The sequence below is a fragment of the Sphaerisporangium sp. NPDC005289 genome, from assembly GCF_040607455.1.
Classification (GTDB): Bacteria; Actinomycetota; Actinomycetes; order Streptosporangiales; family Streptosporangiaceae; genus Sphaerisporangium; species Sphaerisporangium rhizosphaerae.
Window position 1 is genome coordinate 206,115 of sequence record NZ_JBEXGS010000009.1, and the last position, 26,743, is coordinate 232,857.

The window sequence follows — 26,743 nt, forward strand, 5'->3', positions numbered from 1 at the left end:
GGCTCCGGCACGGCCGTGGCGCCGCCGGTCCGTCGATCCGCCGTCGGAGATCCCTTCTTCGCTCAGCGCTCCCGGGGCGTGCCGTAGTAGGCCGTGCGCATGAGGGACCGCATGTCGTCGAGCATCGGCATCCGGGGGTTGGCGGGGGCGCACTGGTCCTCGTAGGCGTTGCGCGCCTGCTGGGGGAGCGCGGCGATGAACTCCTCCTCGTCGATGCCCAGGGCCTGGAAGGACGGCTCGATGCCGGCGGCGTCGCGGAGCCGTTCGATGGCGGCGGCCAGGGACTCGACGCCCTGCTCCGGGGTCGCGGCGGGCAGGTCCAGCGCGTGCGCGATCTCCTGGAAGCGCTCGGGGGCGCGGTAGTGCTCGTACTTCGGCCAGCCGGTCGGCTTGGCCGGAATCGTGCCGTTGTAGCGGATCACGTGCGGCAGCAGCACCGCGTTGGTCCGGCCATGGGCGATGTGGAAGCTCGCGCCCAGCGTGTGGGACATGGCGTGGACGATGCCGAGGAAGGCGTTGCCGAAGGCCATGCCGGCGATGGACCCGGCGTTGTGCATCCGCTCGCGCGCGACCGGGTCGCCGGACCCGTGCCGCACGGCGCTCTCCAGGTTGCCCATGATCAGCTTGATGGCGTGCAGGGCCAGGCCGTCGGTGAAGTCGCTGGCGTAGACCGACACGTACGCCTCGATGGCGTGGGTCAGGGCGTCGAAGCCGCTGTCGGCGGTGACGGTCGGCGGCAGATCGGCGGCCAGGACCGGGTCGACGATGGCGACGCTCGGAGTGAGGGAGTAGTCGGCCAGCGGGTACTTCTTGCCCGTGGCGGTGTCGGTGATCACGGCGAACGGCGTGACCTCGGCCCCGGTGCCGGAGGTCGTCGGCACGCAGACCAGCCGCGCGAGGCCGCCCAGCGCCGGGAACCTGAAGGCCCGCTTGCGGATGTCGAAGAACTTCTGCCGCATGTCGGCGAACACGACCTCGGGGTGCTCGTAGCGCAGCCACATCACCTTGGCCGCGTCCATCGCCGATCCCCCGCCGAGGGCGATGATCGTGTCGGGGCGGAACGCGCGCATCAGCTCGGCGCCGCGGTCCACGGTGGCGACGCTCGGCTCCGGCTCGACGTCGTCGATGATCTGGAGTGCCACCCGCTCGGCGCGGCGGCCCAGCACGGTGAGGATCCGGTCGACGTAGCCGAGCCGGGTCATGGTCGCGTCGGTGACGATCGTCACCCGGTGCACGCCGGGCATGTCGGTCAGGTAGCGGATCGCGTGCGGCTCGAAGAAGATCTTCGCGGGCACCTTGAACCACTGGAGGTTGTTGGTACGGCGTCCGATCCGCTTGATGTTCAGCAGGTCGACGGCGGAGACGTTGTGGGAGACCGAGTTGCGGCCGTAGCTGCCGCATCCCAGGGTCAGCGAGGGGATGAACGCGTTGTAGATGTCGCCGAGGCCGCCGTGGGACGAAGGGGCGTTCCAGATGATCCGCACGGCCTTCACCCTCGCTCCGAACCTCTCCACCAGCACCTCGTCACGGGTGTGGACGGCGGCGCTGTGGCCGAGGCCGCCGAACTCCACCATGCGCTCGGCCAGGACGATGCCCTCCTCGGCGCCGGCCGCGCGCAGCACCGCCAGCACCGGGCAGAGCTTCTCCCTGGTCAGCGGCTCGGCCGGGCCCACCTGACCGACCTCGGCCAAGATGATCGAGGTGCCTTCCGGCACGGTGAAACCGGCCCGCCCGGCGATCCAGGCGGCGGACCGGCCGACGACGTCGGGATTGATCCTGGTACAGGCCCCCGGTGCGCCCGTGGCCGCGCCGAACAGCAGGTCCTCCAGCTTCCGCTTCTCCTCCGGCGTGGCCAGGTAGGCGTGCAGCGAGCCGAACTCGGCGAGCGTCGCGTCGTACACGGCCGCGTCGATGATGACCGCCTGCTCGGAGGCGCAGATCATGCCGTTGTCGAAGGCCTTGGACAGCACGATGTCGTTGACGGCCCGGCGCAGGTCGGCCGTGCGTTCGACGTACGCGGGCACGTTCCCCGGGCCGACGCCGAGCGCGGGCTTGCCGGCCGAGTACGCCGCGTGGACCATGCCTCCGCCGCCGGTGGCCAGGATCGTGGACACGCCGTCATGGCGCATGAGCGCGCTGGTGGCGACCGGCGAGGGGTCCTCGATCCACTGCACGCAGTGCTCCGGCGCGCCCGCGGCGACGGCCGCGTCGCGGACGATCCTCGCCGCCGCGGCGCTGCACTCCTGTGCCGCGGGGTGGAAGGCGAACACGATCGGGTTGCGGGTCTTCAGGGCGATCAGGGTCTTGAAGATCGTGGTGGAGGTGGGGTTGGTGACCGGGGTGATCCCGCAGACCACGCCGACCGGTTCGGCGATCTCCACCAGGCCGCTGATGTCGTCGCGGGCGATGACGCCGACGGTCTTGAGCGCCGCCATGCCGTTGGTGACGTGCTCGCAGGCGTAGACGTTCTTCACCGCCTTGTCCTCGAACAACCCGCGGCCGGTCTCCCGTACCGCCAGTTCGGCCAGCCCGGCGTGCTCGTCGAGCGCGGCGACCGACGCCTTCTTCACGATGTGGTCCACCTGTTCCTGGTCGAAGGCCGCGTACTCCTCCAGCGCCTTGAGCCCGTTCCCGACAAGGGCGTCGATCATCTCGCTGACGGCGGCCGGTACGTGCGCCACGTGCGCGGTCATGTGATCACCTCGGCATCTCGTGTGATGCGGTCACTCTGAGCATCTCGATCAGCCGCCTCCGGCACCGGAGCGCTTGGACCTTGATCCCCTGCCCGAACGACACCCCGGCTCGGGACCTTGGACCCCGGCGGTCCGCGCCCGGGCCGCTCCTGGACCGGCGTCGGGGACGCCGGCCGGCGTGGGCAGAGTCTCTGGTCCTTCCGGAGTGGTCCTTCGCCTCTGTGGGGCGTGCCCGCCCCCGCCGGACGATCGCCACGTAGCCCAAGAATCCGAGGAGTGATGATGAAGGTAGGAATCAACGGTTTCGGGCGGATCGGCCGGGCCGTGTTGCGGCGCGGCCTCGGCCAGGGACTCGACATCGTCGCCGTCAACGACGTGGCCGACGTCGAGACGCTGGCCCACCTGCTCAAGCACGACTCCACCTACGGCCGCTACGAGCGTCCCGTCGCGGTGTCGGCGTCGGCCCTGCTGGTGGACGGCCACGCGATCCAGGTGACGGGCCATCGCGACCCCGCCGACATCGACTGGGCCGGATACGGCGTCGACCTCGTCATCGAGGCCACCGGCCGGTTCCGCACCGGCCCCGAGGTCGGCCCGCACCTCAAGCGCGGCGCGCGCAAGGTGCTCATCTCGGCCCCCGGCAAGGACGTCGACGTGACGCTCGTACCGGGCGTCAACGACTCCGCCTACGACCCGGCGCTGCACCAGATCGTGTCGATGGCCTCGTGCACCACCAACTGCGTCGCGCCGATGGCCAAAGTGCTCCATGACAACTTCGGCCTGGTCAAGGGCTTCATGACCACCGTCCACGCCTACACCGGCGACCAGCGCCTGCTGGACGCCCCGCACAAGGACCCGCGCCGGGCCCGGTCGGCGGCGGTGAACATCGTGCCGACCACCACGGGCGCGGCCCGCATGGTCGGCGAGGTGCTGCCGGAGCTGAAGGGCCGGCTGGACGGGCTCGCGCTGCGCGTCCCGGTCGTGGACGGCTCGCTGACCGACCTGTCGGCGGTCCTGGCCCGCCGGACGACCGCCGAGGAGGTCAAGCAGTTGTTCGCCGAGGCGGCACAGGGCCCGCTGAAGGGCGTCCTGCGCTACAGCACCGGGCCGCTGGTCTCCAGCGACGTCATCGGCGACCCGTCGTCGTGCGTGTTCGACGCCCCTCTGACGCAGGCCGACGGAGAGTTGGTGAAGGTGTTCGGCTGGTACGACAACGAGTGGGGTTACGCGAGCCGCCTGGTGGAGACGGCGACCAGGATCGCCGCGGAGGGCTGAGGCGGCGGACAGGTCGAGATGACGGCCGGGGTCGCACGGGCGACCTCGGCCGTCATCGGCGTACCGGTCGGGGTCGTGTCCCCCCATCGCCGGACGCCGCCGGACGCCCCCGCTGTAGGACCCCGCCGGAGGCTCGCCACCGGACGGCCCGGGCGGACGCCCGCCGTCGGAGGCCGTCAGCGGAGCCGGCGGGCGAAGGGTGAGGGTGCGGGGGTGCTGGGCGCGAGCCGTACGCGGGCGTCCACGGCCACCGCGCCGGACGGGGAGACGATCACGGGGTCGAGGTCCAGTTCGGCCACCTCGGGCAGGGCGTCCAGCAACCGGCCGACGCGGACGATCTGCTCGGCCAGCGACCTGACGTCGGCCTTCGGCCTGCCGCGGTGGCCGTAGAGCAGAGGCGAGCAGCGCAGGTCGGCGATCAGCTCCGCGGCGGCGTCCAGGCTGAGCGGCGGCACCCGGAACGCGCGGTCGGCGAGCAGGTCGGCGGTGACGCCCCCCATGCCGACCATGACGAGCGGGCCGAACGCCGGGTAGTTGACGCCGCCCACGATGATCTCGACGCAGGCGCTCTCCGGGGCGTCAACGCTGATCGACTCGGCGACGCTCACCCCGAAGCACCCCAGCAGCCGTCCGGTGGCGACCGGGTCCAGCCACCCGCCGCCGGGCCGCGCGGCGAGCTCTGACAGCACGATCTCCCTGGCGCCGCGGGCCGGTCCGCGGGATACCGGTTCGGCGCGGTCGTCCGGCGTGCGGAGCCACGCGGCGTACGCCGTGACGCGGGCCAGCGCCCGCACGGCCTCCTCGGGATAGGCGTAGACGGGGATGCGCCCGTCGATCAGCCCTTCGTGGCCCATCACGCAGGCGACCACGGTCTTGCGGGACGCGCGGGCGGCCTCGCCGATCGCCTTGCGGGTCGCCTCCGGCCCCGATCCGAACGGAGGGGTGTAGACGACGAGCACGGCGTCCACCCCCGCCTCGGCGAGCACGCCTTCCACCGCCGCGCCGATCTCCTCCGCGGAGGCGTCGGCGGTCAGGTCCACCGGGTTGCCGAGCGCCGACCCGGCCCGCACCCACGCGGCCGGCGCGGCGGACGGGCCGAGCTCCGGGACGACCAGCCCCTCGCGCTCGCAGGCGTCGGCGGCCATCGCCTGCGGGCCGCCGGAGTTGCCGACGATGGCCACCCGGCGACCGGCCGGAAGCGGCTGGGCCGTCAGCAGCCGGGCGGTGTCCAGCATGTCCCGCACGCCGTCCACCCGGATCACTCCGGCCGCGCGCACCAGGGCGTCCACCGCGACGTCGGGCGTGGCGGCGGCCGCGGTGTGCGAGCGCACCGCCCTGTCACCCGCCACGGACCGTCCGCTCTTGATCAGGAGCACCGGCTTGCGGCGCCCCACCCGGGCGGCGATCCTGGCGAACCTGCGCGGGTTGCCGAACGACTCCAGGTAGAGCGCGATGACCTGCGCCGTCTCGTCGTCCTCCCAGTATTCGAGCAGGTCGTTGCCGCTGACGTCGGCCTTGTCGCCGACCGACACCAGCGAGGAGACCGGCAGGCGCTCCAGCAGGGCCGCTCCGACGGCGCCCGACTGCGACATCACCGCGATGCCGCCCCCGACCAGGGGGGTGGGCAGGAAGCTCGCGTTCATCCGCGCCGCGGTGTTCACGATCCCGAGGCAGTTCGGGCCGACCAGGCGCATGCCGGCCGACCGGCATATCGCCACCAGCTCCCGCTCGGCGGGCCGTCCCTCGTTCTGGGCGAACCCGGCCGTCAGCACCACCAGCCCCTTCACCCCGGCGGCGGCGCAGTCGCGGGCCACGCTCAGGACGGCCGGCGCGGGGACCGCGACCACGGCCAGGTCCACCGGTCCGGGGACCGCGCGCGGGTCCGGGTACGCCTCGATCCCGGCCACGCGCGCCGCCTTCGGGTTGACCGGGTACACCGGGCCGGGGAACCCGCCGTCGAGGAGGTTGCGCAGCACCTTGTGCCCGGCGCCCGACGGGTCGCGGCCCGCGCCGACGACGGCGATGGACGCCGGCGCCATCACGCGGGCCAGCGAGGCGCGCTCGGCCTGGTGGTCGCGGGCCGCGACGCTCTCCAGCAGCCGGTCACCCGGGTCCAGGCGGATGCGCAGATGCACCAGGGAGCCGTCGTACTCCAGTTCGACCGGCAGTCCGAGGTCGTGGAGCATCCTCAGCATCGCCCGGTTCTCGGCGAGCACCTCGCCGGTCAGTTCCGCGACGCCGGCCTCCGCGGCCCGCACGGCCAGGTGTTCCAGCAGCAGGGTGCCGAGCCCCAGTCCTTGGGCGGCGTCGTCGATCAGGATGGCCATCTCGGCGGCCGTGGGCGCGGCGGCAGGGGTGTGCTCGGCGATGGCGACCAGCCGGCCGTGGAGGATCGCCACCAGCACCAGGCCCTGCCGGCCGGGGCGGGTGAGCCGGTCGGCATAGGCGTGCGCCGTCGCCCGGCCGCCGGTGAAGAAGCGCAGGTAGGCCGAACGCTCCGATGTGCGCGCGACCAGTTCGTGCAGGCCGGCGCCGTCGCCGGCCGCGAGCGGGCGCACGTGGGCGATGCCGCCGTCGCGGAGCAGGACGTCGCATTCCTCGGACATGACGGTCTCCCGTTCGGTGCCGGACCGCGATGAGGGCATGCGGGAGGACGGCCGCGCCGCGCCTGCCGCCGTCGTCGGGTCTGCTTCGGTGCGTGGTTCACTGCCACGGTCCCGCCCCATGCCGCAAGGGCGGCAGTGCCGGAGGGCCACCGTGAAGAGGACTTTGGTCCGCCGGGGATCACCGCCGCGCACCGGAGGCTCCACCGTCCTTCCGGCCCGGCCACCGCGTCTCCGCCCCGCCCTCGCCCCTCGCCGGGACCGGCGTGCGCGTCCGTCGGTGGGACCAAGGTCCCGCGACATGTGACCCGACGGCCCTGGGGACGACGCCGGCGGATGCCGGACCCTTCCGGGAGTGCCTCGAAACTCCTGGAGCCCTGATGGACGTCCTTGACCTGTCCCGGTGGCAGTTCGGCATCACGACCGTCTACCACTTCCTGTTCGTCCCCCTGACGATCGGGCTGTCGTTCATCGTGGCCGGGCTGCAGACCGCCTGGTACCGCACGAAGAACCTCGCCTACCTGCGCCTGACCCGGTTCTGGGGGCGTCTGTTCCTCATCAACTTCGCGATGGGCGTCGTCACGGGAATCGTGCAGGAGTTCCAGTTCGGGATGAACTGGAGCGCGTACTCGAGGTTCGTCGGGGACGTCTTCGGGGCGCCGCTGGCCATGGAAGGGCTGATCGCCTTCTTCATGGAGTCCACGTTCCTCGGATTGTGGATCTTCGGCTGGGACCGCCTCCCGCCGCGCCTGCACCTGGCGACGATCTGGCTGGCCGCGACCGGCACGGCGGTCTCCGCCTCCTTCATCCTGGCGGCGAACTCCTGGATGCAGCACCCGGTCGGGTACAGGCTCAACCCGGTGAGCGGCCGGGCCGAGCTGACCGACATCTGGGCCGTCCTGACCAACCCCACCACCCTGGTCACCTTCCCCCACGTGATCTTCGGCGCGTTCGTCACCGCGGGCGCCTTCGTGGCCGGGGTGAGCGCCTGGCAGCTCTCCCGCGGGCGCGACGTGCCGCTGTTCCTGACCTCGGCCCGTATCGCCATGGTGGTCGGCCTGGTGGCCGCCGCCGGGGTCGCCGTGTCCGGACACTGGCAGGCGCAGATCATGACCGAGCAGCAGCCCATGAAGATGGCCGCGGCCGAGGCGCTGTGGGACGACGAGACCTCCGCCGGCTTCTCGCTGTTCGCCGTCGGCGACGTGGCGGGCGGCCGCAACCACGTCAACATCCAGGTCCCCAACGGACTCAGCCTGCTCGCCACCGGCACGCCCGACGGGAAGGTCGAGGGCATCAACGACATCCAGGCCCGTTACCAGCGGCTGTACGGCCCGGGCGACTACCGGCCGGTGGTGGGGCTGGCGTACTGGTCGTTCCGCCTGATGATCGGCTTCGGGCTGCTGGCGGGGCTGCTCGCCCTGGCCGGGTTGTGGCTGACCCGCCGCGGACGCCTGCCGGCGAGCCGCTGGTTCTACCGGACCGCCGTGCTCGGCATCGGCCTGCCCTTCCTCGCCAACTCCCTCGGCTGGATCTTCACCGAGATGGGGCGCCAGCCGTGGACCGTCTTCGGCGTCATGCGCACGGCGGCCGCCGTGTCCCCGGGGGCGGACGTCCCCGAGGTCGCGCTCACCCTGGCCGGCTTCACGCTGGTCTACGGGCTGCTCGCCGTCATCGAAGTGCGGCTTCTGTTGAAGTTCGTCCGGCTCGGCGTCGAGACGGAAGCCGAGCCCAACGACCCCGTACCCGCGCTCTCCTACTGAGGACCCGTCCCATGGAACTCACAACCGTCTGGTTCGTGCTCATCGCCGTCCTGTGGACCGGATACTTCGTCCTCGAGGGCTTCGACTTCGGCGTCGGCGTGCTGCTGCCGCTCGTGGCCCGCGACGAGGCCGAGCGCCGCGTCGTCGTCGCCTCGATCGGGCCCGTCTGGGACGGCAACGAGGTCTGGCTCCTGGTCGCGGGCGGCGCGACCTTCGCCGCGTTCCCCGAGTGGTACGCCACCTTGTTCAGCGGCTTCTACCTGCCGCTGTTCCTCATCCTTCTGGCGCTGATCGCCAGAGGGGTGGCGCTGGAGTACCGCAACAAGAGCGACGGCACCCGGGGATGGGACCGCGCCCTGTTCTGGGGCTCCGTGGTCCCCGCCTTCCTGTGGGGAGTGGCCTTCGCCAACATCGTGCACGGCGTGACCCTGGACGCCGATCACGAGTACACCGGCACGCTGCTGGACCTGCTCAACCCCTACGCCCTGCTCGGCGGAGCGGCGACGCTGGCGCTGTTCACCCTGCACGGAGCCGTGTTCCTGGCCCTGCGCACCCAAGGGGAGCTGCGCCAGGCCGCGGGCCGGGTGGCGCGGCAGCTCGGGCTGCTCGCCCTGGTCATCGGCGGCGCGTTCCTCCTGCTCACCCAGCTCGACTCCGGAAAGCCGGCCACCTGGGTCACCGCCGCCGTCGCGGCCGCCGGCGTCGCCTGCGCCCTGGGCGCCACGATCCGGGGCAGGGACGGCTGGGCGTTCACCGCCAACGCCACGGCGATCGCCGCGGTCACCGCGACGCTGTTCGGGAACCTGTGGCCGGACGTCATGCCCGCCCTGGACGCCGCCCACAGCCTCACGGTCGTCAACGCCTCCTCCACCCCCTACACGCTGACCGTCATGACCTGGGTCGCGGTGAGCTTCACCCCGATCGTCCTGGCCTACCAGGCGTGGACGTACTGGGTGTTCCGCAAGCGGCTCACCGGCGGCTGAACCCGGCGCGCGAACCCCGGGGCCCGGCGGGACCTTGGTCACCCGTGACCATGGCCGTCGGGCTCTACGCGCCCTCCCACGCCGGACCGATGCTCGGCATGGAGGTGATCCCATGGCACGCATCCTGGTGACATACGGATCGAAGCAGGGCTCGACGGCCGAGATCGCCGAGTGGATCGGCGAGACGTTGCGGCAGGACGGCCACCACGTCGACGTCACGGCCGCCCAGCAGGCGCGGCAGGTACAGGGATACGACGTCGTGATCCTCGGCGGCGCCCTCTACGCGGGCGTGTGGCACAAAGACGCCCGCCGCTTCGCGCGGCGTCACGCCGAGACGCTGCGGAACCGCTCGGTGTGGCTCTTCAGCAGCGGCCCGCTCGGCGACGCCGCCGCCCGGAAGGACATCCCGCCGGTGCGGGGAGTCGCCACGTTGTCGGCCCGGCTGGAAGCGGCCGGGCACGTGACGTTCGGCGGGCGCCTCGCTCCCGAGCAGTCGGGGTTCGTGGCCTCCGCCATGGCCAAGAAGCTGGCCGGCGACTACCGCGACCGGGAGCGGATCGCGGCGTGGGCCAAGAGCGTGTCCGCCCGGCTGGGCTGACGCCGCCATGCCTGAGAACGCCCGGCGGCCCCGCGGGAAGCCGCGGCCGGAGGACTTTCGGCCCGCCGATCAAGGACCTCCGTTCGATGAGCCGGCGGGGGGACCGGACGAAAGTGGGAGCGAGACCCTGACACCGGGAGGTTCGCGATGACGGTCACAGCGGGACGGCGGCAGGCGGCCGGGCTCGAAGCCTGGCGCGGTTTCCACGGAACGGCCTGGCGCACGGCCATCGACGTCCGCGCCTTCATCCAGGACAACTACACGCCCTACCACGGCGACGAGTCGTTCCTGGCCTCCGCCACCGCTCGCACGCTGGCCGTATGGCGCGAGATCGCCGGCATGCTCCCCGAGGAGCGGCGGCGCGGCGTCTACGACGTCGACGCCTCGACGCCCTCCTCGATCACGGCTCACCGGCCCGGGTACATCGACCAGGCCGACGAGCTGATCGTGGGGCTTCAGACCGACGCACCGCTCAAGCGGGCGATCATGCCCGCCGGCGGCCTGCGGATGGTGGAGAACGGCCTGGCCGCGTACGGCCACACCCTCGACCCGCGCGTGCGGGAGATCTTCACCAAGTACCGCAAGACCCACAACGACGGCGTCTTCGACGCCTACACCCCCGACATCCGCGCCGCGCGCCGTTCGGGGGTCATCACCGGCCTGCCCGACTCCTACGGCAGGGGCCGGATCATCGGCGACTACCGCCGCGTCGCGCTGTACGGCGTCGACCGGCTGGTCGAGGCCAAGAAGGCCGAGCTGCGCGGCCTCGACGACGCCTTCTCCACCGACGCGGTGATCCGCGACCGCGAGGAGCTCTCGGAGCAGGTGCGCGCCCTGGCGGAGCTGCGGGAGATGGCCGCCTCGTACGGGTGCGACGTCTCCCGGCCCGCCGCCACCGCCCACGAGGCGGTCCAGTGGCTGTACCTGGCCTACCTGGCCGCGGTGAAGGAGCAGAACGGCGCCGCCATGTCGCTGGGCCGTACCGCGACCTTCCTGGACGTCTACCTGCAGCGCGACCTGGCCGAGGGCGCCATCACCGAGGAGCGCGCCCAGGAGCTGATCGACGACTTCGTGATCAAGCTGCGCGTCGTCCGGTTCCTGCGCACCCCCGAGTACGACGAGCTCTTCTCCGGCGACCCCACCTGGGTGACCGAGTCGATCGGCGGCATGGGCGAGGACGGCCGGACACTGGTGACCCGTACGAGCTTCCGCTACTTGCAGACCCTGCGCAACCTCGGGCCCGCCCCGGAGCCCAACCTGACGGTGTTCTGGTCACCGCGGCTGCCCGAGCCGTTCAAGCGGTTCTGCGCGCGGCTGTCGATCGAGACCAGTTCGATCCAGTACGAGAGCGACGACCTGATGCGACCGTGCTTCGGCGACGACACCGCCATCGCCTGCTGCGTGTCGGCCGCGCCGGTCGGCAGGCAGATGCAGTTCTTCGGCGCCCGGGTCAACCTGGCCAAGACCCTGCTGTACGCGATCAACGGCGGCCGCGACGAGATGACCGGCGAGCAGATCGGCCCGGCCGTCCCGCCTCTGGAGGGCGAGTACCTGGACCACGACCAGGTCGCCGCCGCGTTCGACCGGATGATGGACTGGCTGGCCGCCACGTACGTGAACGCCCTCAACGTCATCCACTACATGCACGACAAGTACGCCTACGAGCGCATCGAGATGGCGCTGCACGACTACCCGGTGGCGCGCACTCTGGCCTGCGGCATCGCCGGGCTGTCGGTGGCCGCCGACAGCCTGTCGGCGATCAAGTACGCGCGGGTCAGGGTGATCCGCGACCGGACGGGGCTGGCGGTCGACTACGAGGTCGAGGGCGACTACCCGGCCTTCGGCAACAACGACGACCGGGTGGACCGCATCGCGGCCGGCCTGGTCCGCTCGTTCATGGCCAAGGTCCGCCGCCACCCCGCCTACCGCGACGCCGAGCACACCCAGTCGGTGCTGACGATCACCTCCAATGTCGTGTACGGCAAGCACACCGGGAACACCCCCGACGGGCGCCGCTCCGGCGCGCCGTTCGCGCCGGGGGCCAACCCGATGAACGGCCGCGACCGGCACGGCATGGTCGCCGCCGCCCTGTCGGTGGCCAAGCTGCCCTACGACCAGGCCAAGGACGGCATCTCGCTCACCAACACGGTCACGCCCGAAGGACTGGGCCGCACCCCGGAGGAGCGGGTGGTGAACCTGGTCGGCGTCCTGGACGGCTACGCCGACGCCGGCGGCTTCCACATGAACGTCAACGTGCTGACCAGGGCCGTGCTGCTGGACGCGATGGAGCACCCGGACCGCTACCCGCAACTCACCATCCGCGTGTCGGGGTACGCGGTGAACTTCGTCCGCCTGACGCGCGAGCAGCAGCAGGACGTCGTGGACCGCACCTTCCACGGGTCCCTGTAATGGTCGGGGTGAACGCCCGGGAGACGGTGCTGGGAGAGGCGGCGGGCGAACTGCGCTCGCCGCCCGGGGCGCCGGGCACCGGTGTCATCAGTTCGTGGGACATCTCGGTCGGCGTCGACGGCCCCGGGACGCGGTTCGTGGTGTTCACGTGCGGCTGCCCGCTGCGCTGCCTGTACTGCCAGAACCCCGAGACGTGGCGGATGCGCGACGGCCGCCGGGTGACCGTCGAGGAGGTCATGGCGGAGGTCGGCAGGTATCGCCGGTTCATCACCGTGGCGGGCGGCGGCGTCACCGTCAGCGGCGGCGAACCGCTGCTGCAGCCTCGCTTCACCGCGGACGTGCTGCGCCGCTGCCGCAACCTCGGCCTGCACACCGCGCTCGACACCTCCGGCCTGCTGGGCGACCGCGCGACCGACGCGATGCTCGCCGACACCGACCTGGTCCTGCTCGACATCAAGTCCACGGACCCGGCGGGCTACCGGCGCCTGACCGGCGGTTCCCTGGAGCCGACTCTGCGTTTCGCCCGCCGCCTGGCCGACCTCGGCCGGCCCACGTGGATCCGTTACGTGCTGGTCCCCGGTCTCACCGACGACCCGGGTGACGTCGACCGGCTGGCCCGTTTCGTCGCCGGCCTCGGGAACGTCGAGCACGTCGACGTGCTGCCCTTCCATCGCATGGCGGCGGAGAAGTACCAGCGGCTGGGCCGGACGTTCCCCCTGGCCGACACCCCGCCGCCCGGCCAGGAGCTGCTCGACCGCGTCCACGCGCAGTTCCGCGCGCACGGCGTGACCAGCGTCTGACCGGCGGCACCAACGACCCGGATCCGAACGGAGGCGAGACGCGATGCGCACCTATGTGTACGACTTCGCGGACGGCGGCAAGGAGATGAAGGAGCTTCTCGGCGGCAAGGGCGCGAACCTCGCCGAGATGACCCGGCTCGGGCTCCCGGTCCCGCCGGGCTTCGTCATCACCACCGAAGCGTGCCGCGCCTACCTCGCGCGAGGCGAGGTGCCCGAAGGACTCATGGACGACGTCGCCGCCCACCTGAGGCGGGTCGAGGCGGTGATGGGGCGCCGGCTGGGCGATCCCGCGGATCCGCTGCTGGTCTCGGTCCGCTCGGGGGGCAGGTTCTCCATGCCGGGCATGATGGAGACGATCCTCGACATCGGCCTGACCGACGCAGGCGTCGCCGGCCTGGCCGCCGCGTCGGGGAACGAGCGCTTCGCCTGGGACTGCTACCGGCGGCTGATCTCCATGTACGGCTCGACCGTCGCGGGCGTGCCCGCCGAGGAGTTCGAGCGGGCGCTGGAGGCCCATCGCCGTGCCGCCGGAGTGAGCCGCGATCCCGACCTCACCGCACGCGACCTGCGCGACCTGGCGGAGGAGTACAAGAAGATCTTCCACGCGCACACCGGCGGGCCGTTCCCCCAGGACCCGCACGAACAGCTACGGGGCGCCGTCCTGGCGGTGTTCCGGTCGTGGAACACCGAACGCGCGCGGATCTACCGCCGCGCCGAGCACATCCCCGACGACCTCGGCACCGCCGTGACCATCATGGCCATGGTGTACGGCAACCGCGGACCGGACTCGGGCACCGGGGTGGCCTTCACCCGCGACCCGGCGACCGGCGCCCGCGGCGTCTACGGCGACTATCTGCCCAACGCCCAGGGCGAGGACGTCGTGGCCGGCATCCGCGACACCCTCCCGCTCCAGGAACTGGCCGCGCTGGACCGGCGCTGCTTCGACGAGCTGATGGCCGCGATGGCGGTGCTGGAGCGGCGCTACCGCGACCTGTGCGACATCGAGTTCACCATCGAGGACGGCAAGCTCTGGCTCCTGCAGACCCGCGTCGGCAAGCGCACGGCCGCCGCCGCGTTCATCATCGCCGCGCAACTGGTCGACGAGGGCGTCATCGACCTGGACGAGGCGCTGCGCCGGGTGGACGGCGCCCGGCTCGCGCGGCTCATGTTCCCCCGCTTCGACCTTTCGGGCTCGCCAGAGCCGATCGCCACCGGGGTCCCCGCCTCGCCGGGCGCCGCCTGCGGGCAGGCGGTCTTCGACTCCCGCCGGGCCGCCGAGGCGCACGGCCCGGTCATCCTGGTCCGCCGGGAGACCAACCCCGACGACCTGCCCGGCATGCTGGCCGCCACGGGCATCCTGACCAGCAGGGGCGGCAAGACCTCGCACGCGGCCGTCGTCGCCCGCGGCATGGGCCGCACCTGCGTGTGCGGCGCGGAGGGCATCGAGGTCGACACCGGGCGCCGGATGTTCCGCGCCGGGGACGTGGTCGTGCGCGAAGGCGACGCCATCTCCGTGGACGGCACGACCGGCAGAATCTACCTCGGCGAGCTGCCCGTGGCCCCCTCGCCCGTGGTGCGCTACTTCGAGGGCGAGCTGGACGCCGGGTCGGGACCGCTGGTCTCGGCGGTGCACCGGCTGGTCCGCCACGCCGACGCGGTGCGCCGGCTGGGTGTCCACGCCAACGCCGACACCCCCGAGGACGCGGTCCGCGCGCGCCGGTTCGGCGCCACGGGGATCGGGTTGTGCCGGACCGAGCACATGTTCCTCGGCCCGCGGCGCGCGCTGGTGGAGCGCCTGATCCTCGCGGAAAGGGAGTGCGAGGTGCGCGCGGCCCTGGACGCGCTGCTCCCTCTCCAGCGCGCGGACTTCATCCGCATTCTGGAGGCGATGGACGGCCGGCCGGTGACGATCCGGCTGCTCGACCCGCCGCTGCACGAGTTCCTGCCGTCGCTGGAGGAGCTGGTCGCGAGCACCGCCGCCGCGCCAGGCGATCCGCTGCTCGAGCGCGACCGGGCCATGCTGGCCGCGGTCCGGCGGATGCACGAGAGCAACCCGATGCTCGGCCTGCGCGGCGTCCGGCTCGGACTGCTGGTGCCTGGCCTGTTCGCCATGCAGGTGCAGGCGATCGGCGAGGCCGCCGCCGAACGGGCCGCGGCGGGCGGCGACCCGCTGCCCGAGATCATGGTGCCCCTGGTCGGCGACGTCCGGGAACTGGCGATGGTGCGCGCCGAGGCCGAGCGGGTCCTGGCCGGGATCGACGGCGTCCCCGTCATCCCGATCGGGACCATGATCGAGGTGCCGCGCGCCGCGCTGACCGCCGGGGACATCGCCCGGCAGGCCGAGTTCTTCTCCTTCGGCACCAACGACCTGACCCAGATGACCTGGGGCTTCTCCCGCGACGACGTGGAGGCGTCGATCTTCCCCGCGTACGCGCGCCTCGGCGTCTTCGACGAGTCCCCCTTCGAGACCATCGACGGCCGCGGCGTCGGCCGGCTGGTCGAGATGGCCGTCGAGGAAGGCCGGGACGCCCGGCCCGACCTTCGGATCGGCGTCTGCGGTGAGCACGGCGGCGACCCGGCGTCGGTGCGGTTCTTCCACCGGGCCGGACTGGACTACGTCTCCTGCTCGCCCTACCGGGTCCCCGTGGCACGGCTGGAGGCCGGCCGCGCGGCGCTCGGGGCGCCCGCGTGAGGAACCGGGCACGACGACACGGCGCCTCCTCCAGACCCCTGGAGGAGGCGCCGCGGCGCGGGGACTTCACTCATGGACGGACGACGGCCACGGGGCAGCAGGCGTGGTGCAGAAGCGCACGGCTCACCGAGCCGAGCAGGAGAGCGCCCACGCCGCTGCGGCCGTGGGAGCCGACGACGACCAGATCGGCCTTCTCCGAGGCCTGGGCGAGCGCGTCGACGGGGTGTGCGCACGGCACGTCCTCGATCACCGTGACGCCGGGATACCCGCCGCTCAGCTCGGCCAGCTTGTCGGAGACGACCTGGTGCTGAGCCCGGCGGATCTCGTCCATGTCGTAGGCGATCTCGGGGGCGTAGGCGTGCACGGGCAGGCGCCAGGCGTGCACGGCACGCAGGGCGGCGCCGCGCAGCGAGGCCTGTTCGAAGGCGTAGACCAGGGCGGGGCCGCATTCCGGGGAGTCGTCGACGCCGACCACGACCTCGCCGCCGTCCCGGGCCTCGGCGTCCGGGCGCACGACCACCACGGGACCGTGGGCGTGGCCGGCGACGTGCGCGCTGACCGAGCCGACCACGGCTCCGGCGAACCCGCCGAGCCCTCTGCTGCCGACCACCACCTCAGCGGCGTCCTTCGCCTGCTCGCACAGGACCGTGGCGGGGACGCCCTCGACGACCGCGACCGTGACCTCGATCTCCGGGCGGCGCCGCCGGGCGCGGGCCTCGGCCTCGCCGAGCACGCGCGCGGCGCCGCGGACCAGGCTGTCGCCGACGTCGGGCGGAGCCGGGTACCTCGCGATGCCGTAGGGCCAGTTCTCCACCACCGAGACGATGTGCAGCGGAACGCCCTTACGGGCGGCCTCGTCCGCGGCCCAGTCGAGCGCCGCCACCGCCGAGGGCGAACCATCGGTGCCCACTACGATCTTTTCGAACATCTTCTGTCCTTTCCGTCCGCTCGGCGGGCGTCGGTTCTCCTGACCCACTACGAGCCGGACCACTTGGGGCCGTACTCCTCGTCGTAACCGATCTCGTCCACCACATCGACGAGCCGGAAGTCCTCACGGCCAGGGTCTTAGGCCTCGACCGGTGCGCAGTTCGACGGGCGGGCGGCGCGGAGCGCGAGGCACGTTCGGGCCGTACCCGAACCTGATGATCATCTGCGGGTGGCCGCGGCGGTGGTGCGGATCGACGCGGTGGCGCATGTCCCGCAGGTCCAGCGGCTGGTTGAGGAACGAAGCCGACACACCGTGCGCGCTCGCCAGCAACAGCACCCTCTGCAGCGCCTGCCCGGCCCGGAGCCAGTCGACGGGACGGTCGCCGGAGGTGGTGAGCACCGCGATCTGCGGGTGACGCTCGAAACGCGCGTCGGGCCGGGCCGGATGCGTGCCGAAGTCGCGGACCGCCGCCGAGTCCCCGGCGGGGCGCGGGCCCAGCACGTAACCGGGCAGGCCGTCGCGGTGCCTTCCCCTCATCGTCCACGCCCGCAGTTCGGCGAGGTAGTCGTGGTCCCCGGCCAGCTCCCCCTCGGCCATGGCGACATAGTCCAGCAGGTCCGCCGAGCCGCGCCCGCCGAGCAGCACCAGGTTGGCGCCCTCTCTGGACGCCGCGATACGCAGGTCCGCCAGCACCCACGAAGGCACCCGCCTGTCGTCGAACGGTTCACGGTTGGTGCGTCGCTTGCCGATGTTGGCGTACAGCTCCTGCTCCAGCGGGGTGGGCGGGCCGGCGTAGGGCATGTGGACGACCGCGAGCAGCCGCGGGTCGGTCTGCGGGTCGGGCAGCGGCCACGACAGCGGCCGGTATCCGGCCACGCGGACGGCCAGGCGCAGGTTGAACAGCGCGGCACCGCAGCTGACGTGCAGCGACCGGCCACGCGGGTCGGTCGTTCTGAGCCGGCGGTCCGGATCGGCGAGCAGCTCCACGGCGTTCGGTGAGATGCGGAAGCGCCACGGTTGGGTGTTGTGGATCGAGGGCGCCTGACCGGCCGCGGCGAGCAGCCAGCGGACACCGAGGTCGGTCTCAGTGGGGACAGGCATGGCGTGCCTCCTTCGTCGACTCCGAGGCTCCCGCTGGACGCCGGATGGACGGCAGGGCCGAAGGTCCCGGAGGCGCCGGGCCTACCGGCCGGTCGACGCGATCCGTATGGCACTGCTGGCAAAGACCTGGAAAAGGTGTGATTAGTGCGAACACCACGTCAGCCCCGCGATGAAAGGGCCAGCCATGTCACTCACCCAAGGGCGCCACGAAGGTGACGCCGCGCCCCGCACCCCCGCGGTGAACGCCGGCCTGCCGCACGACGAGACCCGTCCGGCCGACTACGTCTTCGCCCTCGCCCGCATCGCGATCGGCTGGGTCTTCCTGTGGGCCTTCCTGGACAAGCTGTTCGGCTGGGGCTTCGCCACCCCCTCCGCCCGGGCGTGGATCAACGGCGGCAGCCCGACCACCGGCTTCCTCAAGGGCACCACCGAGCACACCTTCGGCGGATTCTTCAGCGGCCTCGCCGGCCAGGCCTGGGTCGACTGGCTGTTCATGGCCGGACTGGCCGGCATCGGCGCCGCCCTGATCCTGGGCGCGGGCATGAGGATCGCCGCGGCCACCGGCGGCCTCCTGCTGGTGTTCATGTGGGCGGCCGAACTGCCCCTCACCACCAACCCGTTCGTGGACGAGCACATCATCTACGCCATCGTGCTGGCCGGCCTCGCCCTGGCAGGCGCCGGCGACACCCTCGGCATCGGCCGCTGGTGGAGCGGCACCGCGATCGTGCGGCGCCACCCCGTCCTCAAGTAGTCCTCCATGACCGCCCCGGCGCCCGCTCCTCGCCACGAGGAGCGGGCGCCGACGCGTGCGGTCACAGCGGACGCCCGGCGGGCGTGGCCACCCACCGGGCGGGATCCCTGCCGGCGCCTCCGGCCGGATCGGGCGTCAGCCTCCGGTCCGGTCGCCGCCCTCCCCCTGGTCGGCCTTCAGCCGGGCCGCCAGGGCCGCCACCTGGGTACGGCGCTGCATGTTGAGCTTGCTCAGCAGGTTGGACACGTAGTTCTTGACGGTCTTCTCCGCCAGGTACATCCGTTCGCCGATCTGGCGGTTGGTCATCCCCTCGCCGATCAGCTCCAGGATGTGCCGCTCCTGGTCGGTGAGGGCGGCCAGCGGGTCCTTGCGGCCGGCCTGCTCGCGCAGCCGCTGCAACATGGTGGCGGTGGTCCTCGGATCGAGCAGAGACTGGCCCGCCGCCACCGTGCGCACCGCCCCCACCAGGTCCGAGCCGTGGATCTGCTTGAGGACGTAGCCCGCGGCGCCGGCCATGACCGCGTTGAACAGCGCCTCCTCATCGGCGTAGGAGGTGAGCATCAGACAGGCCAGCTCGGGCACCCTGGAGCGCACCTCCCTGCAGACGTCGACCCCGCTGCCGTCGGGAAGGCGCACGTCGAGCACCGCCACATCGGGCTTGAGCGCCGGGATGCGCGCCACCGCCGACTCGGCCGTGCCGGCCTCGCCGACGATCTCTATGTCATCCTCGGCATCCAGCAGCGCCGCGACGCCGCGGCGCACCACCTCATGGTCGTCGACCAGGAACACCCGAATCATGTCTTGGACAGTAACCCCGGTGAGCCTGTGACGGTAGGGCGCCACTCCCGGAGACGACCGGCCTTCTCGACCGAGCGAAAGTCCCTGAAGCAAGGGACTTTCACCGCTGCCCGGTGCGATCGCCTTCGGGCATCGTGAGGAGGGAGAAAAGGAGGCTCGTCATGACGGTGAAAGTCAGAGACGTGATGGGAAAGGTGGCCATCACCGTGCCGCTGGACGCGTCGTTCGCCGAGCTGGTCGCCACGATGCGGCGGTTCGACGTCGGCGCCGTCACGGTGGTCGACCCCGACCGGCGTCCCGTCGGAGTCGTCACGACCGACGACGTGCTGCTGAAGGAGATCCGGCCTCGTTCCGCCCCCGGCGCTCTGTTCGAGAGCCGCAGACGGCGCGGCGAGAACCGCAAGGCCGCCGGCACCACGGCCCAGAAGCTCATGACGAGCCCGGCCATAACGGTGACCGAGGACACCTCGATCCGCGAGGCGGCCCGGCTCATGCACGCCGCGCACATCAAGCAGCTACCGGTGATCAACGTGCTCAGCGGCCGCGTCGCGGGGACCGTCCACCAGAAGGACCTGATCAAGGTCTACACCCGTCCGTCGGCCGACATCGAGCGCGAGGTCCGGCGGCTGATCGAGGTTCACGAGATCACCGGCGAAGGACTGGAGGTGGCCGTCGAGGCGGGAGTCGTCACGCTGACCGGCCAGACGCTCCTGCGCTCCCAGGCCGCCCGCCTCGCCGCGTCGGCCGAGACCGTCGACGGCGTCATCGCCCTGGTCTGCGACCTCACCTTCCTCCAGGACGACCAGGCCTCCATCTCCCCCCCTCTACCTGTGACAACGCCCGAAGACCCGCCCCGCACGGCGCCGTCCGAGATCGCCGGGGGCCTGCGCTAGTGGCCGAGGCGTTCGATGGTGAAGGCGGTGAGGAAGCCGATCGTCGTGATGAGGCCGGTGAGGACGTGTGCGCGTTCGAACGCCTCAGGGATCATGGTGTCGGCGATCATCGCGAGGATGGCTCCGGCGGCGACGGCGGTGATGATCGCGATGGCGGCCGGGGAGGCGGTCCGCAGGGTGAGGTTGCCGACCGAGGCGGCGACGGCGCTGGCCAGCGCGATGCCGCCCCAGACTCCGAAGACATAGCGCGCGTCGCGGCCGGCGTTCTTCATGCCCGAGGCGCTGGACAGCCCCTCGGGCACGTTGGAGATGAACACCGCCGCCAGAACGGCGACCCCGACGCCGCCGCCGTTCAGCAGTGACAGGCCGAGCACCACCGATTCGGGGACGCCGTCGAGCAGGGCCCCGATCGCGATGGCCGCCCCGCTTCCCTGCGCCTGCCCCTCGTCGACCTGCTGGTGCCCGGAACGTTTGCGGTGCCGGGCGCCGTGGCGGGCCAGCCAGGCGTTGGCCGCGACGTACAGGACCGCCCCGGCCAGGAAACCCGTCGCGGCCGCGGCCAGGCCGCCGGAACGCTCCGCCTCGTCGACCAGGTCGAACGACAGCGCGGAGATCAGCACCCCGGCGCCGAAAGCCATGATCGCGGCGATCAGCCTGGCCGGCACCCGCACCAGCCAGGCGACCCCCGCCCCGGCGACCAGCGCGCCTCCCGCGACGAGCCCCCACAACCCTGCTTGCAACCATTGCGGCATGCCGGCCCCTCCATCTCGCACCGCCACCGGGCCGCTTCAGGATGTCAGGCACGCGGTCCGGCGGGAGAGCCGGTCCAGGAGGTCCTCCGCGGGCTCGGCCGGCCGGCCCCGAGCGATGTCCTACGAGAGGGGCGTGTGCCGAGCTCCAGGCCGGATGGTGTCACAGTGGCCCGGCGACACGGCCACGCGAGGTGAGACGTCGACCTCACATTCCGGGGGGTCACCTCGTCGGTCCGGTGTGGGCGCGGACGCGGATGCGACGAAGGGAAAGGAGGGCAACGCCATGACCACCCGATCAGGGCCGCAGGACGACCGGGCCGATCCGGGCCTGGCCGCGATCATGGGCGAGCGGCGCCGGCTGATCAATCTCGCCTATCGGCTCCTCGGCTCCCTGGCCGAGGCCGAGGACGTCGTCCAGGAGACCTACGCGCGCTGGTACGCCATGTCCCCGCAGCGGCAGGAGGCCATCGAGTCGCCCGGCGCCTGGCTGACGAAGGTCGCCGGTCGCATCTGCCTGGACGTGCTCGGCTCGGCACGGGCCCGGCGGGAGAGCTATGTGGGCGAATGGATCCCCGAGCCGCTGCCCGACCCCAAGGAGTGGATCGCCGGGCGGCCGGGCGGCGCCACGGCGGACCCGGCCGACCGGGTCACCCTCGACGAGTCGGTCAACATGGCGTTCCTGGTCGTGCTGGAGTCGATGACGCCGGCCGAGCGCGTCGCGTTCATCCTGCACGACGTCTTCCGCTACTCCTTCGCCGAAGTGGGGGAGATCGTCGGCCGTACGCCGGCGGCGTGCCGCCAGTTGGCCTCCTCGGCCCGGCGTCGCATCCGCGGGACCCAGGCCGCCGCGACTCCGGCGGCCAGGCAGGCCGGCATCGTCAGGGACTTCAAGCGGGCCTGGGAGGCCAAGGACATCGAAGCCCTGGTCAGGCTCCTCGACCCCGGCGCCAGGGTGACCGCCGACGGCGGCGGCGTGGTCAGCGCCGTACCGCGCCCGGTCGAAGGCGGCGAGCGCATCGCGCGCCTGTTCCTGGAGATCGCCGCCGTGATCCCCGAACTGACGATCCTGGAGCGTACGGTCAACGGCCGGCCCGGCCTGGTCGCCCAGCGGGACGGCGTCACCGTGACGGTGGCGGCGTTCGACGTCGCCGGCGACCGGATCCAGCACATCTGGGCGGTACGCAACCCCGACAAGCTCCGGCCCTGGACGGCGAACCGGGAGCACTAGCGTTGGCGGCCTGTCCCCGGCGCGCCGTGTCCGCCGTGGAGAAGGCGAAGCGGTGCCGGTGCGCCGGGGCGCGGGCGGGAGGGTTGACGCTCCCTTCGGTTCATGGCGACAATGTGGGCGCAATATCCGTTGGGCGGAATCGGGCGGCACCCGCGCCCTCGACGGGTACTCATCGATCGTCATCGACGTGGTCGGCGCCCGTGTTCCGGAAAGGGTCTCGTTGCGCTCGTCCGCGCTTGGACATGGCCAGGGTCTCTCCCTGCGGATACTGCTGCTGACCGTCATCGCGTCTCTCGCGCTCGTCGTCCCGGCGGCGCCGGCCGAGGCCCATGGGCAGCTCGCCCTGTCGGTGCCGGCCAAGGACGCCACGGTCACCGAGCCGCTGGACGCGGTCTCGCTGTACTTCACCGAGAAGCCGCTGTCGTACGCGTACTTCACCGTCACCGCCCCGGACGGCGCACGGGTCGACCGGCACTGGTCGCACGGCGAGCCGCGGCGGCTCGACGAGCCGATCAGAGAGTTCTTCCTGGTCAACGGCTCCTGGGAGCCGCACCTGTACCACGACGGGTACCAGGCGCGCATACCCGTGGCGCACTGGCCGGGCAAGGGCGTCTACATCGCGCACTACTGGACCGTCGCCTCGGACGGAGACCAGGTGCGGGGAGAGGTCCGGTTCACCTACACGGGCAGGCGCACCACGCCGCCCAAGGGCTGGGAGCCCCCCGTCGACACGCCCAGCGCCGCCCTGCTGGCCGCCGCCGGCGTGCAGGACACGGCCGTCGGCCCGAGGCCGGGCCAGACGCCGGCCGGCACACCATCGGCCGGCACACCGTCGGGCGGCTGCACGCCGAGGACCATGCCCGAGACCGGCTGTGACAACGGCCCCACGTCGCAGGAGCCGGTCGCCGCCACCACGCCGGGCGCCGGCACCCCGCCGGGCGCCGCGGCGGAGCCGTCCGCGTCCAGCGGCGTGGACGTGCTGGTGTGGCTGCTGCCCGCCCTGCTCGTCGTGGGAGTGGCCGTCATGGTGGCGCGGGCCGCGCGGCCCCGGCCGGACGGCCGGTCGGCGCCGGGCAAGCCCGCCGGTCCGGGTAAGGGGGCCGGTCCGCGCCGTCCCGCCGGTCCGGGGGAACGTGCCGGTCCCGGCCGTTCCGCCGCCGCGCCACGTGCCCGGCGCCGCTGACCCGGATGACGCCCGTTCCGCACCAGGAGTACGACGTGAGACCTCTCCCTGCCCGCATCCGCCCCTTTCCCTTCGCCGCCCTGCTCGTGGCGGCGCTGCTGTTCCTGACGGCGTGCGGCGGGGCACAGGCCCCCGCCCCGACGACCGTCAAGCAGATCGCGGTGGCCATCAGCAAGCGGACCGTGACGCCCCCTCCGTCGCGGATCGACGTGGCCAAGGGCCAGGCGGTGCGGATCACCGTCACCAGCGACGTGGCCGACCAGGCCCACGTGCACGGCTACGACAAGGCGGCCGAGCTCAAGCCGGGCAGCCCGGCGACGATCGAGTTCGTGGCCGACCAGAGCGGCCTGTTCGAGGTGGAGACCCACGGGCAGGAACTGCAGCTCTTCCAGCTTCTGGTGCGTTAGGAGTCCCCGGGTGCTCCCGCTGGCCCATGGCATCGGAGGCCGTCAGGACCTGCCGATCCCCTTCCCGGCCGCGATGGCCGGCGCCGTCCTGGCGTTGCTGGTGTCGTTCGCCGCGCTCGGCGCGCTGTGGACCGAGCCGCGGCTCGCCGGCGCGCTCCGGTACGCCCGTCCGGTGTCCGCGGGCGTGCGGAGCCTGGTGAGCCTGCCGGCATGGCGGTGGTCCTGGCGGGTGGCCGGGCTTCTCGCGGCGGCGTACTTCTGCCTGGGCCTGCTGTTCGGTCCCGACCGCTCGGCCAACCCGACGGCGGGGGTGTTCTACGTCCTGTTCTGGGTGGGTCTCATCCCGCTGTCTCTGCTGTTCGGGCCGATTTGGCGGACGCTGAATCCCCTGCGGACGCTGCATCTGCTGGCGTGCTCCGCGCTCGGGCGCGACCCGCGCCGCGGCGTGCGGCCGCTTCCGGACCGGCTCGGGTACTGGCCCGCCGCCGCCGGTCTGCTCGCCTTCACCTGGCTGGAGCTGGTCGCCCCCGAGCGGGCCACCTTGCCGGTCATCGGCGCCTGGCTGGCCGTGTACTGCGTCGCCATGCTCGCGGGGGCGGCGGTCTTCGGTTCCGGCTGGTTCGACAAGGGCGACGCGTTCGAGGCCTACAGCGGCCTCATCGGCCGCCTTGCCCCCGTCGGCCGGAATCCCGATGGCACGCTCACCTGGCGCAACCCGCTGCACGGGATGGCCGGGCTGGAGCCGGCGCCGGGCCTGACGACCCTGGTGGTGCTGTTGCTCGGGTCCACCATGTACGACAGCCTCTCCAACGCGCCGTTCTGGGTGCGGTTCGTGCAGGAGAGCCCGCTGCCCGCGCCGGTGCCGGGCACCGCCGGCCTGATCGTCGTCATCGGCCTGGTGCTGGCGGCCTACCTCGGGGCCACCGCGCTGGCCGGGCGCTGGGGCGGTGCGGCGCCCGGGACCACTGCGGGCGAACTGGCCCACTCCATCGTGCCGATCGCCGTCGGTTACCTGGTCGCCCACTACTTCACGCTGCTGCTGCTCGAAGGCCAGCGGACCATCTCGCTGCTCTCCGACCCGCTGGTCACCGGGGCCGACTGGCTCGGCACGGCCGGGTGGAAGGTCAGCGCGGCCGGCACGAGCCCTGCGGCGATCGCCATGCTCCAGGTCACGGTGATCGTCCTCGGCCACGTCATGGGCACCGTGCTCGCCCACGACCGCGCGCTGACCCTGTTCCCGCGCCGCACCGCCGTCAAGGGGCAGATCCCGCTCCTGGTCCTGATGGTGGCCTACACGGTGACCGGCCTGCTGCTGCTGTTCGCCGCCTGACGTCATAGGAGCCGCCTGACGTCATAGGAGCCGCCTGACGTCATAGGAGCCGCCTGACGTCATAGGACGCGAGTCACGGCAATCTGCGACATGTGCGGTGACCGCGACTGTGGGACGATGCATGGCGTCATGCACGCCAACGTGCCGTTGAGACTCGCGCGGGCGGCGGCCTTCGCCGTCGTGTGCCTGACGCTTGCCTCGGTGGCGCACTGGTTCGCGGGTGGTTCGGCCCCCGAGCCGCGGGCGTTGCTGCCGGGCGGGCTGGTCGTCATGGCGGTCACCGCGGCGCTGGCCGGCCGGGAACGCTCGCCGGCGGCCGTGACCGGGCTGCTGCTGGCCGCCCAGGCGTTCCTGCACCAGGCGCTCGGCCCGGCCGACGCCGCGCCCGTCCCGCTCCACCCCCACCACCTGGACGCCCTGCCGCATGACCCCGGTCTGGGCGTCGGCGTGGGCATGATCGTCGCCCACACGACCGCGGCGCTGGTCACCGGATGGTGGCTGTCGCGTGGTGAGACGGCGCTGTGGTCGCTGCTGCGCGCCCTCGGCGCCTACGCGGTGCGCCGCCTGGCGGCGCTGCTGCTTCTGCTGCGGCGCGAGGCGTCGCCCGGGGCGCCCGCCGTGCGCTTCCGCCGGCCCCCGGCCGTCCTGTGTTCCCCGCGCGAGCGCGTCCTGCGGCACGTGGTCGTGCGGCGAGGTCCCCCGGTTCTCCCCGTCTTGTGAGTCCTCAGCGCGCCGGCATCCGCCGCGGCGCGTCCCTTCGCGCATCTCCGGACCCCCTTGCGCGTTCACCGAGACAACGGAGAATCCCCATGCCTTCCACGGCCATCTACCGGCGGGCGGTCGCCGTCACCGCCGGCGCGCTCGCCCTCACCGTGGGCCTGGCGCTGCCCGCGCTGGCGCACGTCACGATCAACCCCGGCACCGCCGAGAAGGGCGGCTGGACCAAGCTCGCCTTCCGGGTGCCCAACGAGCGGGACAAGGAGTCGACCACCAAGCTGGAGGTGCGGTTCCCCACCGACCATCCGCTCCCGTTCGTCTCGGTCCGCCCGGTTCCCGGCTGGGACGCCAAGCTGACCCGGGGCAAGCTGCCCCAGCCGGTGGTCTCTGACGACGGCGACAAGGTCACCGAGTCCGTCCTGAAGATCACTTGGACCGGCGGGAAGATCGAGCCGGGCCAGTTCCAGGAGTTCGAGGTGTCGGTCGGGCCGCTGCCCAAGGACGTCGATGAGCTGCTGTTCCCGACCGTCCAGACCTACTCCGGCGGCGAGGTCGTCACCTGGGGGGACATGCCGAAGGCGGACGGCTCGGAGGCCGAGCACCCCGTGCCGGCGCTCAAGCTGGTGGCCGCCGCCGAGCAGGCCGGTGACGGCCACTCCGCGAGCTCCTCGCCGTCGGCCGCCGCCCCGGCCGGGCCCTCGGTGACGCCCGCCGGGGCCGCCGCCTCCGCCCCGGCCGCCGGGCCGGACGGCACCGCCCGGGTGCTCGGCATCCTCGGCATCGTCATCGGCCTGCTCGGCGCCGGCCTCGCCGTGGCCGCACGGCGCCGTTCACGCGCCTGA

The 26,743-nt window shown here is 72.5% G+C and carries 21 protein-coding genes; 15 read left to right on the forward strand and 6 right to left on the reverse strand.

Features of this window, described 5'->3' with window-relative positions; translation table 11 throughout:
* Positions 1 to 62: 62 nt before the first annotated feature.
* Positions 63 to 2,693, reverse strand: coding sequence for a bifunctional acetaldehyde-CoA/alcohol dehydrogenase (gene adhE, locus ABZT47_RS18220; protein WP_354842871.1), 2,631 nt, complete (start codon positions 2,691 to 2,693; stop codon positions 63 to 65).
* Between the two features lie 282 nt (positions 2,694 to 2,975).
* On the opposite strand from adhE, the gene gap reads away from it, so the two are divergent.
* Positions 2,976 to 3,968 (forward strand): type I glyceraldehyde-3-phosphate dehydrogenase, encoded by a 993-nt coding sequence (gene gap, locus ABZT47_RS18225; RefSeq protein ID WP_354842874.1) that lies wholly within the window; start codon positions 2,976 to 2,978, stop codon positions 3,966 to 3,968.
* 176 nt (positions 3,969 to 4,144) lie between these two features.
* On the opposite strand, the gene ABZT47_RS18230 is transcribed toward gap, so the two are convergent.
* Positions 4,145 to 6,574: a GNAT family N-acetyltransferase gene (locus ABZT47_RS18230; RefSeq protein ID WP_354842877.1), complete on the reverse strand. Its 2,430-nt coding sequence runs from the start codon at positions 6,572 to 6,574 to the stop codon at positions 4,145 to 4,147.
* Positions 6,575 to 6,951: 377 nt separating this feature from the next.
* Between ABZT47_RS18230 and ABZT47_RS18235 the strand changes: the two genes are divergently transcribed.
* From ABZT47_RS18235 to ppdK, 6 genes are all read left to right on the forward strand, one after another.
* Positions 6,952 to 8,331, forward strand: coding sequence for a cytochrome ubiquinol oxidase subunit I (locus tag ABZT47_RS18235; RefSeq protein ID WP_354842880.1), 1,380 nt, complete (start codon positions 6,952 to 6,954; stop codon positions 8,329 to 8,331).
* An 11-nt stretch (positions 8,332 to 8,342) separates the two neighbouring features.
* On the forward strand, positions 8,343 to 9,314 hold the full coding sequence (gene cydB / locus ABZT47_RS18240) for a cytochrome d ubiquinol oxidase subunit II (protein WP_354842883.1): 972 nt from the start codon (positions 8,343 to 8,345) through the stop codon (positions 9,312 to 9,314).
* A 112-nt stretch (positions 9,315 to 9,426) separates the two neighbouring features.
* On the forward strand, positions 9,427 to 9,912 hold the full coding sequence (locus ABZT47_RS18245) for a flavodoxin domain-containing protein (protein WP_354842885.1): 486 nt from the start codon (positions 9,427 to 9,429) through the stop codon (positions 9,910 to 9,912).
* A 147-nt stretch (positions 9,913 to 10,059) separates the two neighbouring features.
* A complete protein-coding gene (pflB, locus tag ABZT47_RS18250; RefSeq protein ID WP_354842888.1) occupies positions 10,060 to 12,321 on the forward strand; it encodes a formate C-acetyltransferase in 2,262 nt (753 codons plus the stop codon).
* An 8-nt stretch (positions 12,322 to 12,329) separates the two neighbouring features.
* Positions 12,330 to 13,121 carry a pyruvate formate-lyase-activating protein gene (gene pflA / locus ABZT47_RS18255; RefSeq protein WP_354842891.1) on the forward strand — a complete coding sequence of 264 codons (792 nt, stop codon included), beginning with the start codon at positions 12,330 to 12,332 and terminating at the stop codon, positions 13,119 to 13,121.
* Between the two features lie 43 nt (positions 13,122 to 13,164).
* Entirely contained in the window at positions 13,165 to 15,813 is a 2,649-nt protein-coding gene (gene ppdK / locus ABZT47_RS18260; protein ID WP_354842894.1) for a pyruvate, phosphate dikinase, read from the forward strand.
* Positions 15,814 to 15,883: 70 nt separating this feature from the next.
* On the opposite strand, the gene ABZT47_RS18265 is transcribed toward ppdK, so the two are convergent.
* On the reverse strand, positions 15,884 to 16,741 hold the full coding sequence (locus tag ABZT47_RS18265) for a universal stress protein (protein WP_354842897.1): 858 nt from the start codon (positions 16,739 to 16,741) through the stop codon (positions 15,884 to 15,886).
* Positions 16,742 to 16,864: 123 nt separating this feature from the next.
* Positions 16,865 to 17,842, reverse strand: a complete 978-nt coding sequence (locus ABZT47_RS18270) for a hypothetical protein (RefSeq protein ID WP_354842900.1) — start codon at positions 17,840 to 17,842, stop codon at positions 16,865 to 16,867.
* Between the two features lie 184 nt (positions 17,843 to 18,026).
* On the opposite strand from ABZT47_RS18270, the gene ABZT47_RS18275 reads away from it, so the two are divergent.
* Positions 18,027 to 18,593 carry a hypothetical protein gene (locus ABZT47_RS18275; protein WP_354842902.1) on the forward strand — a complete coding sequence of 189 codons (567 nt, stop codon included), beginning with the start codon at positions 18,027 to 18,029 and terminating at the stop codon, positions 18,591 to 18,593.
* Between the two features lie 135 nt (positions 18,594 to 18,728).
* Here ABZT47_RS18275 and ABZT47_RS18280 read toward each other — a convergent pair whose 3' ends face one another.
* A complete protein-coding gene (locus ABZT47_RS18280; protein WP_354842905.1) occupies positions 18,729 to 19,391 on the reverse strand; it encodes a response regulator transcription factor in 663 nt (220 codons plus the stop codon).
* A 161-nt stretch (positions 19,392 to 19,552) separates the two neighbouring features.
* Between ABZT47_RS18280 and ABZT47_RS18285 the strand changes: the two genes are divergently transcribed.
* The gene (locus tag ABZT47_RS18285) at positions 19,553 to 20,284 is read left to right on the forward strand and encodes a CBS domain-containing protein (protein ID WP_354842907.1); all 732 of its coding nucleotides are present in this window, start codon (positions 19,553 to 19,555) and stop codon (positions 20,282 to 20,284) included.
* Here the strand turns inward: ABZT47_RS18285 and ABZT47_RS18290 are convergent.
* On the reverse strand, positions 20,281 to 21,036 hold the full coding sequence (locus ABZT47_RS18290) for a ZIP family zinc transporter (RefSeq protein WP_354842910.1): 756 nt from the start codon (positions 21,034 to 21,036) through the stop codon (positions 20,281 to 20,283). The two genes, ABZT47_RS18285 and ABZT47_RS18290, sit on opposite strands and share 4 nt — an antisense overlap.
* Before the next feature lie 283 nt (positions 21,037 to 21,319).
* Here ABZT47_RS18290 and sigJ point away from each other — a divergent pair, with 283 nt between their 5' ends.
* The 6 genes from sigJ (at position 21,320) to ABZT47_RS18320 (ending at position 26,743) form a co-directional block, all read left to right on the forward strand.
* A complete protein-coding gene (gene sigJ / locus ABZT47_RS18295; protein ID WP_354842913.1) occupies positions 21,320 to 22,264 on the forward strand; it encodes an RNA polymerase sigma factor SigJ in 945 nt (314 codons plus the stop codon).
* Between the two features lie 187 nt (positions 22,265 to 22,451).
* Positions 22,452 to 23,447 (forward strand): copper resistance protein CopC, encoded by a 996-nt coding sequence (locus tag ABZT47_RS18300; protein WP_354842916.1) that lies wholly within the window; start codon positions 22,452 to 22,454, stop codon positions 23,445 to 23,447.
* A 35-nt stretch (positions 23,448 to 23,482) separates the two neighbouring features.
* Positions 23,483 to 23,854, forward strand: coding sequence for a hypothetical protein (locus tag ABZT47_RS18305; RefSeq protein ID WP_354842919.1), 372 nt, complete (start codon positions 23,483 to 23,485; stop codon positions 23,852 to 23,854).
* 10 nt (positions 23,855 to 23,864) lie between these two features.
* Complete coding sequence (locus tag ABZT47_RS18310; protein WP_354842922.1) at positions 23,865 to 25,184, forward strand: hypothetical protein; 1,320 nt, start codon at positions 23,865 to 23,867, stop codon at positions 25,182 to 25,184.
* Between the two features lie 117 nt (positions 25,185 to 25,301).
* The gene (locus ABZT47_RS18315) at positions 25,302 to 25,904 is read left to right on the forward strand and encodes an MFS transporter (RefSeq protein WP_354842924.1); all 603 of its coding nucleotides are present in this window, start codon (positions 25,302 to 25,304) and stop codon (positions 25,902 to 25,904) included.
* Positions 25,905 to 25,993: 89 nt separating this feature from the next.
* Positions 25,994 to 26,743 (forward strand): YcnI family protein, encoded by a 750-nt coding sequence (locus ABZT47_RS18320; protein ID WP_354842927.1) that lies wholly within the window; start codon positions 25,994 to 25,996, stop codon positions 26,741 to 26,743.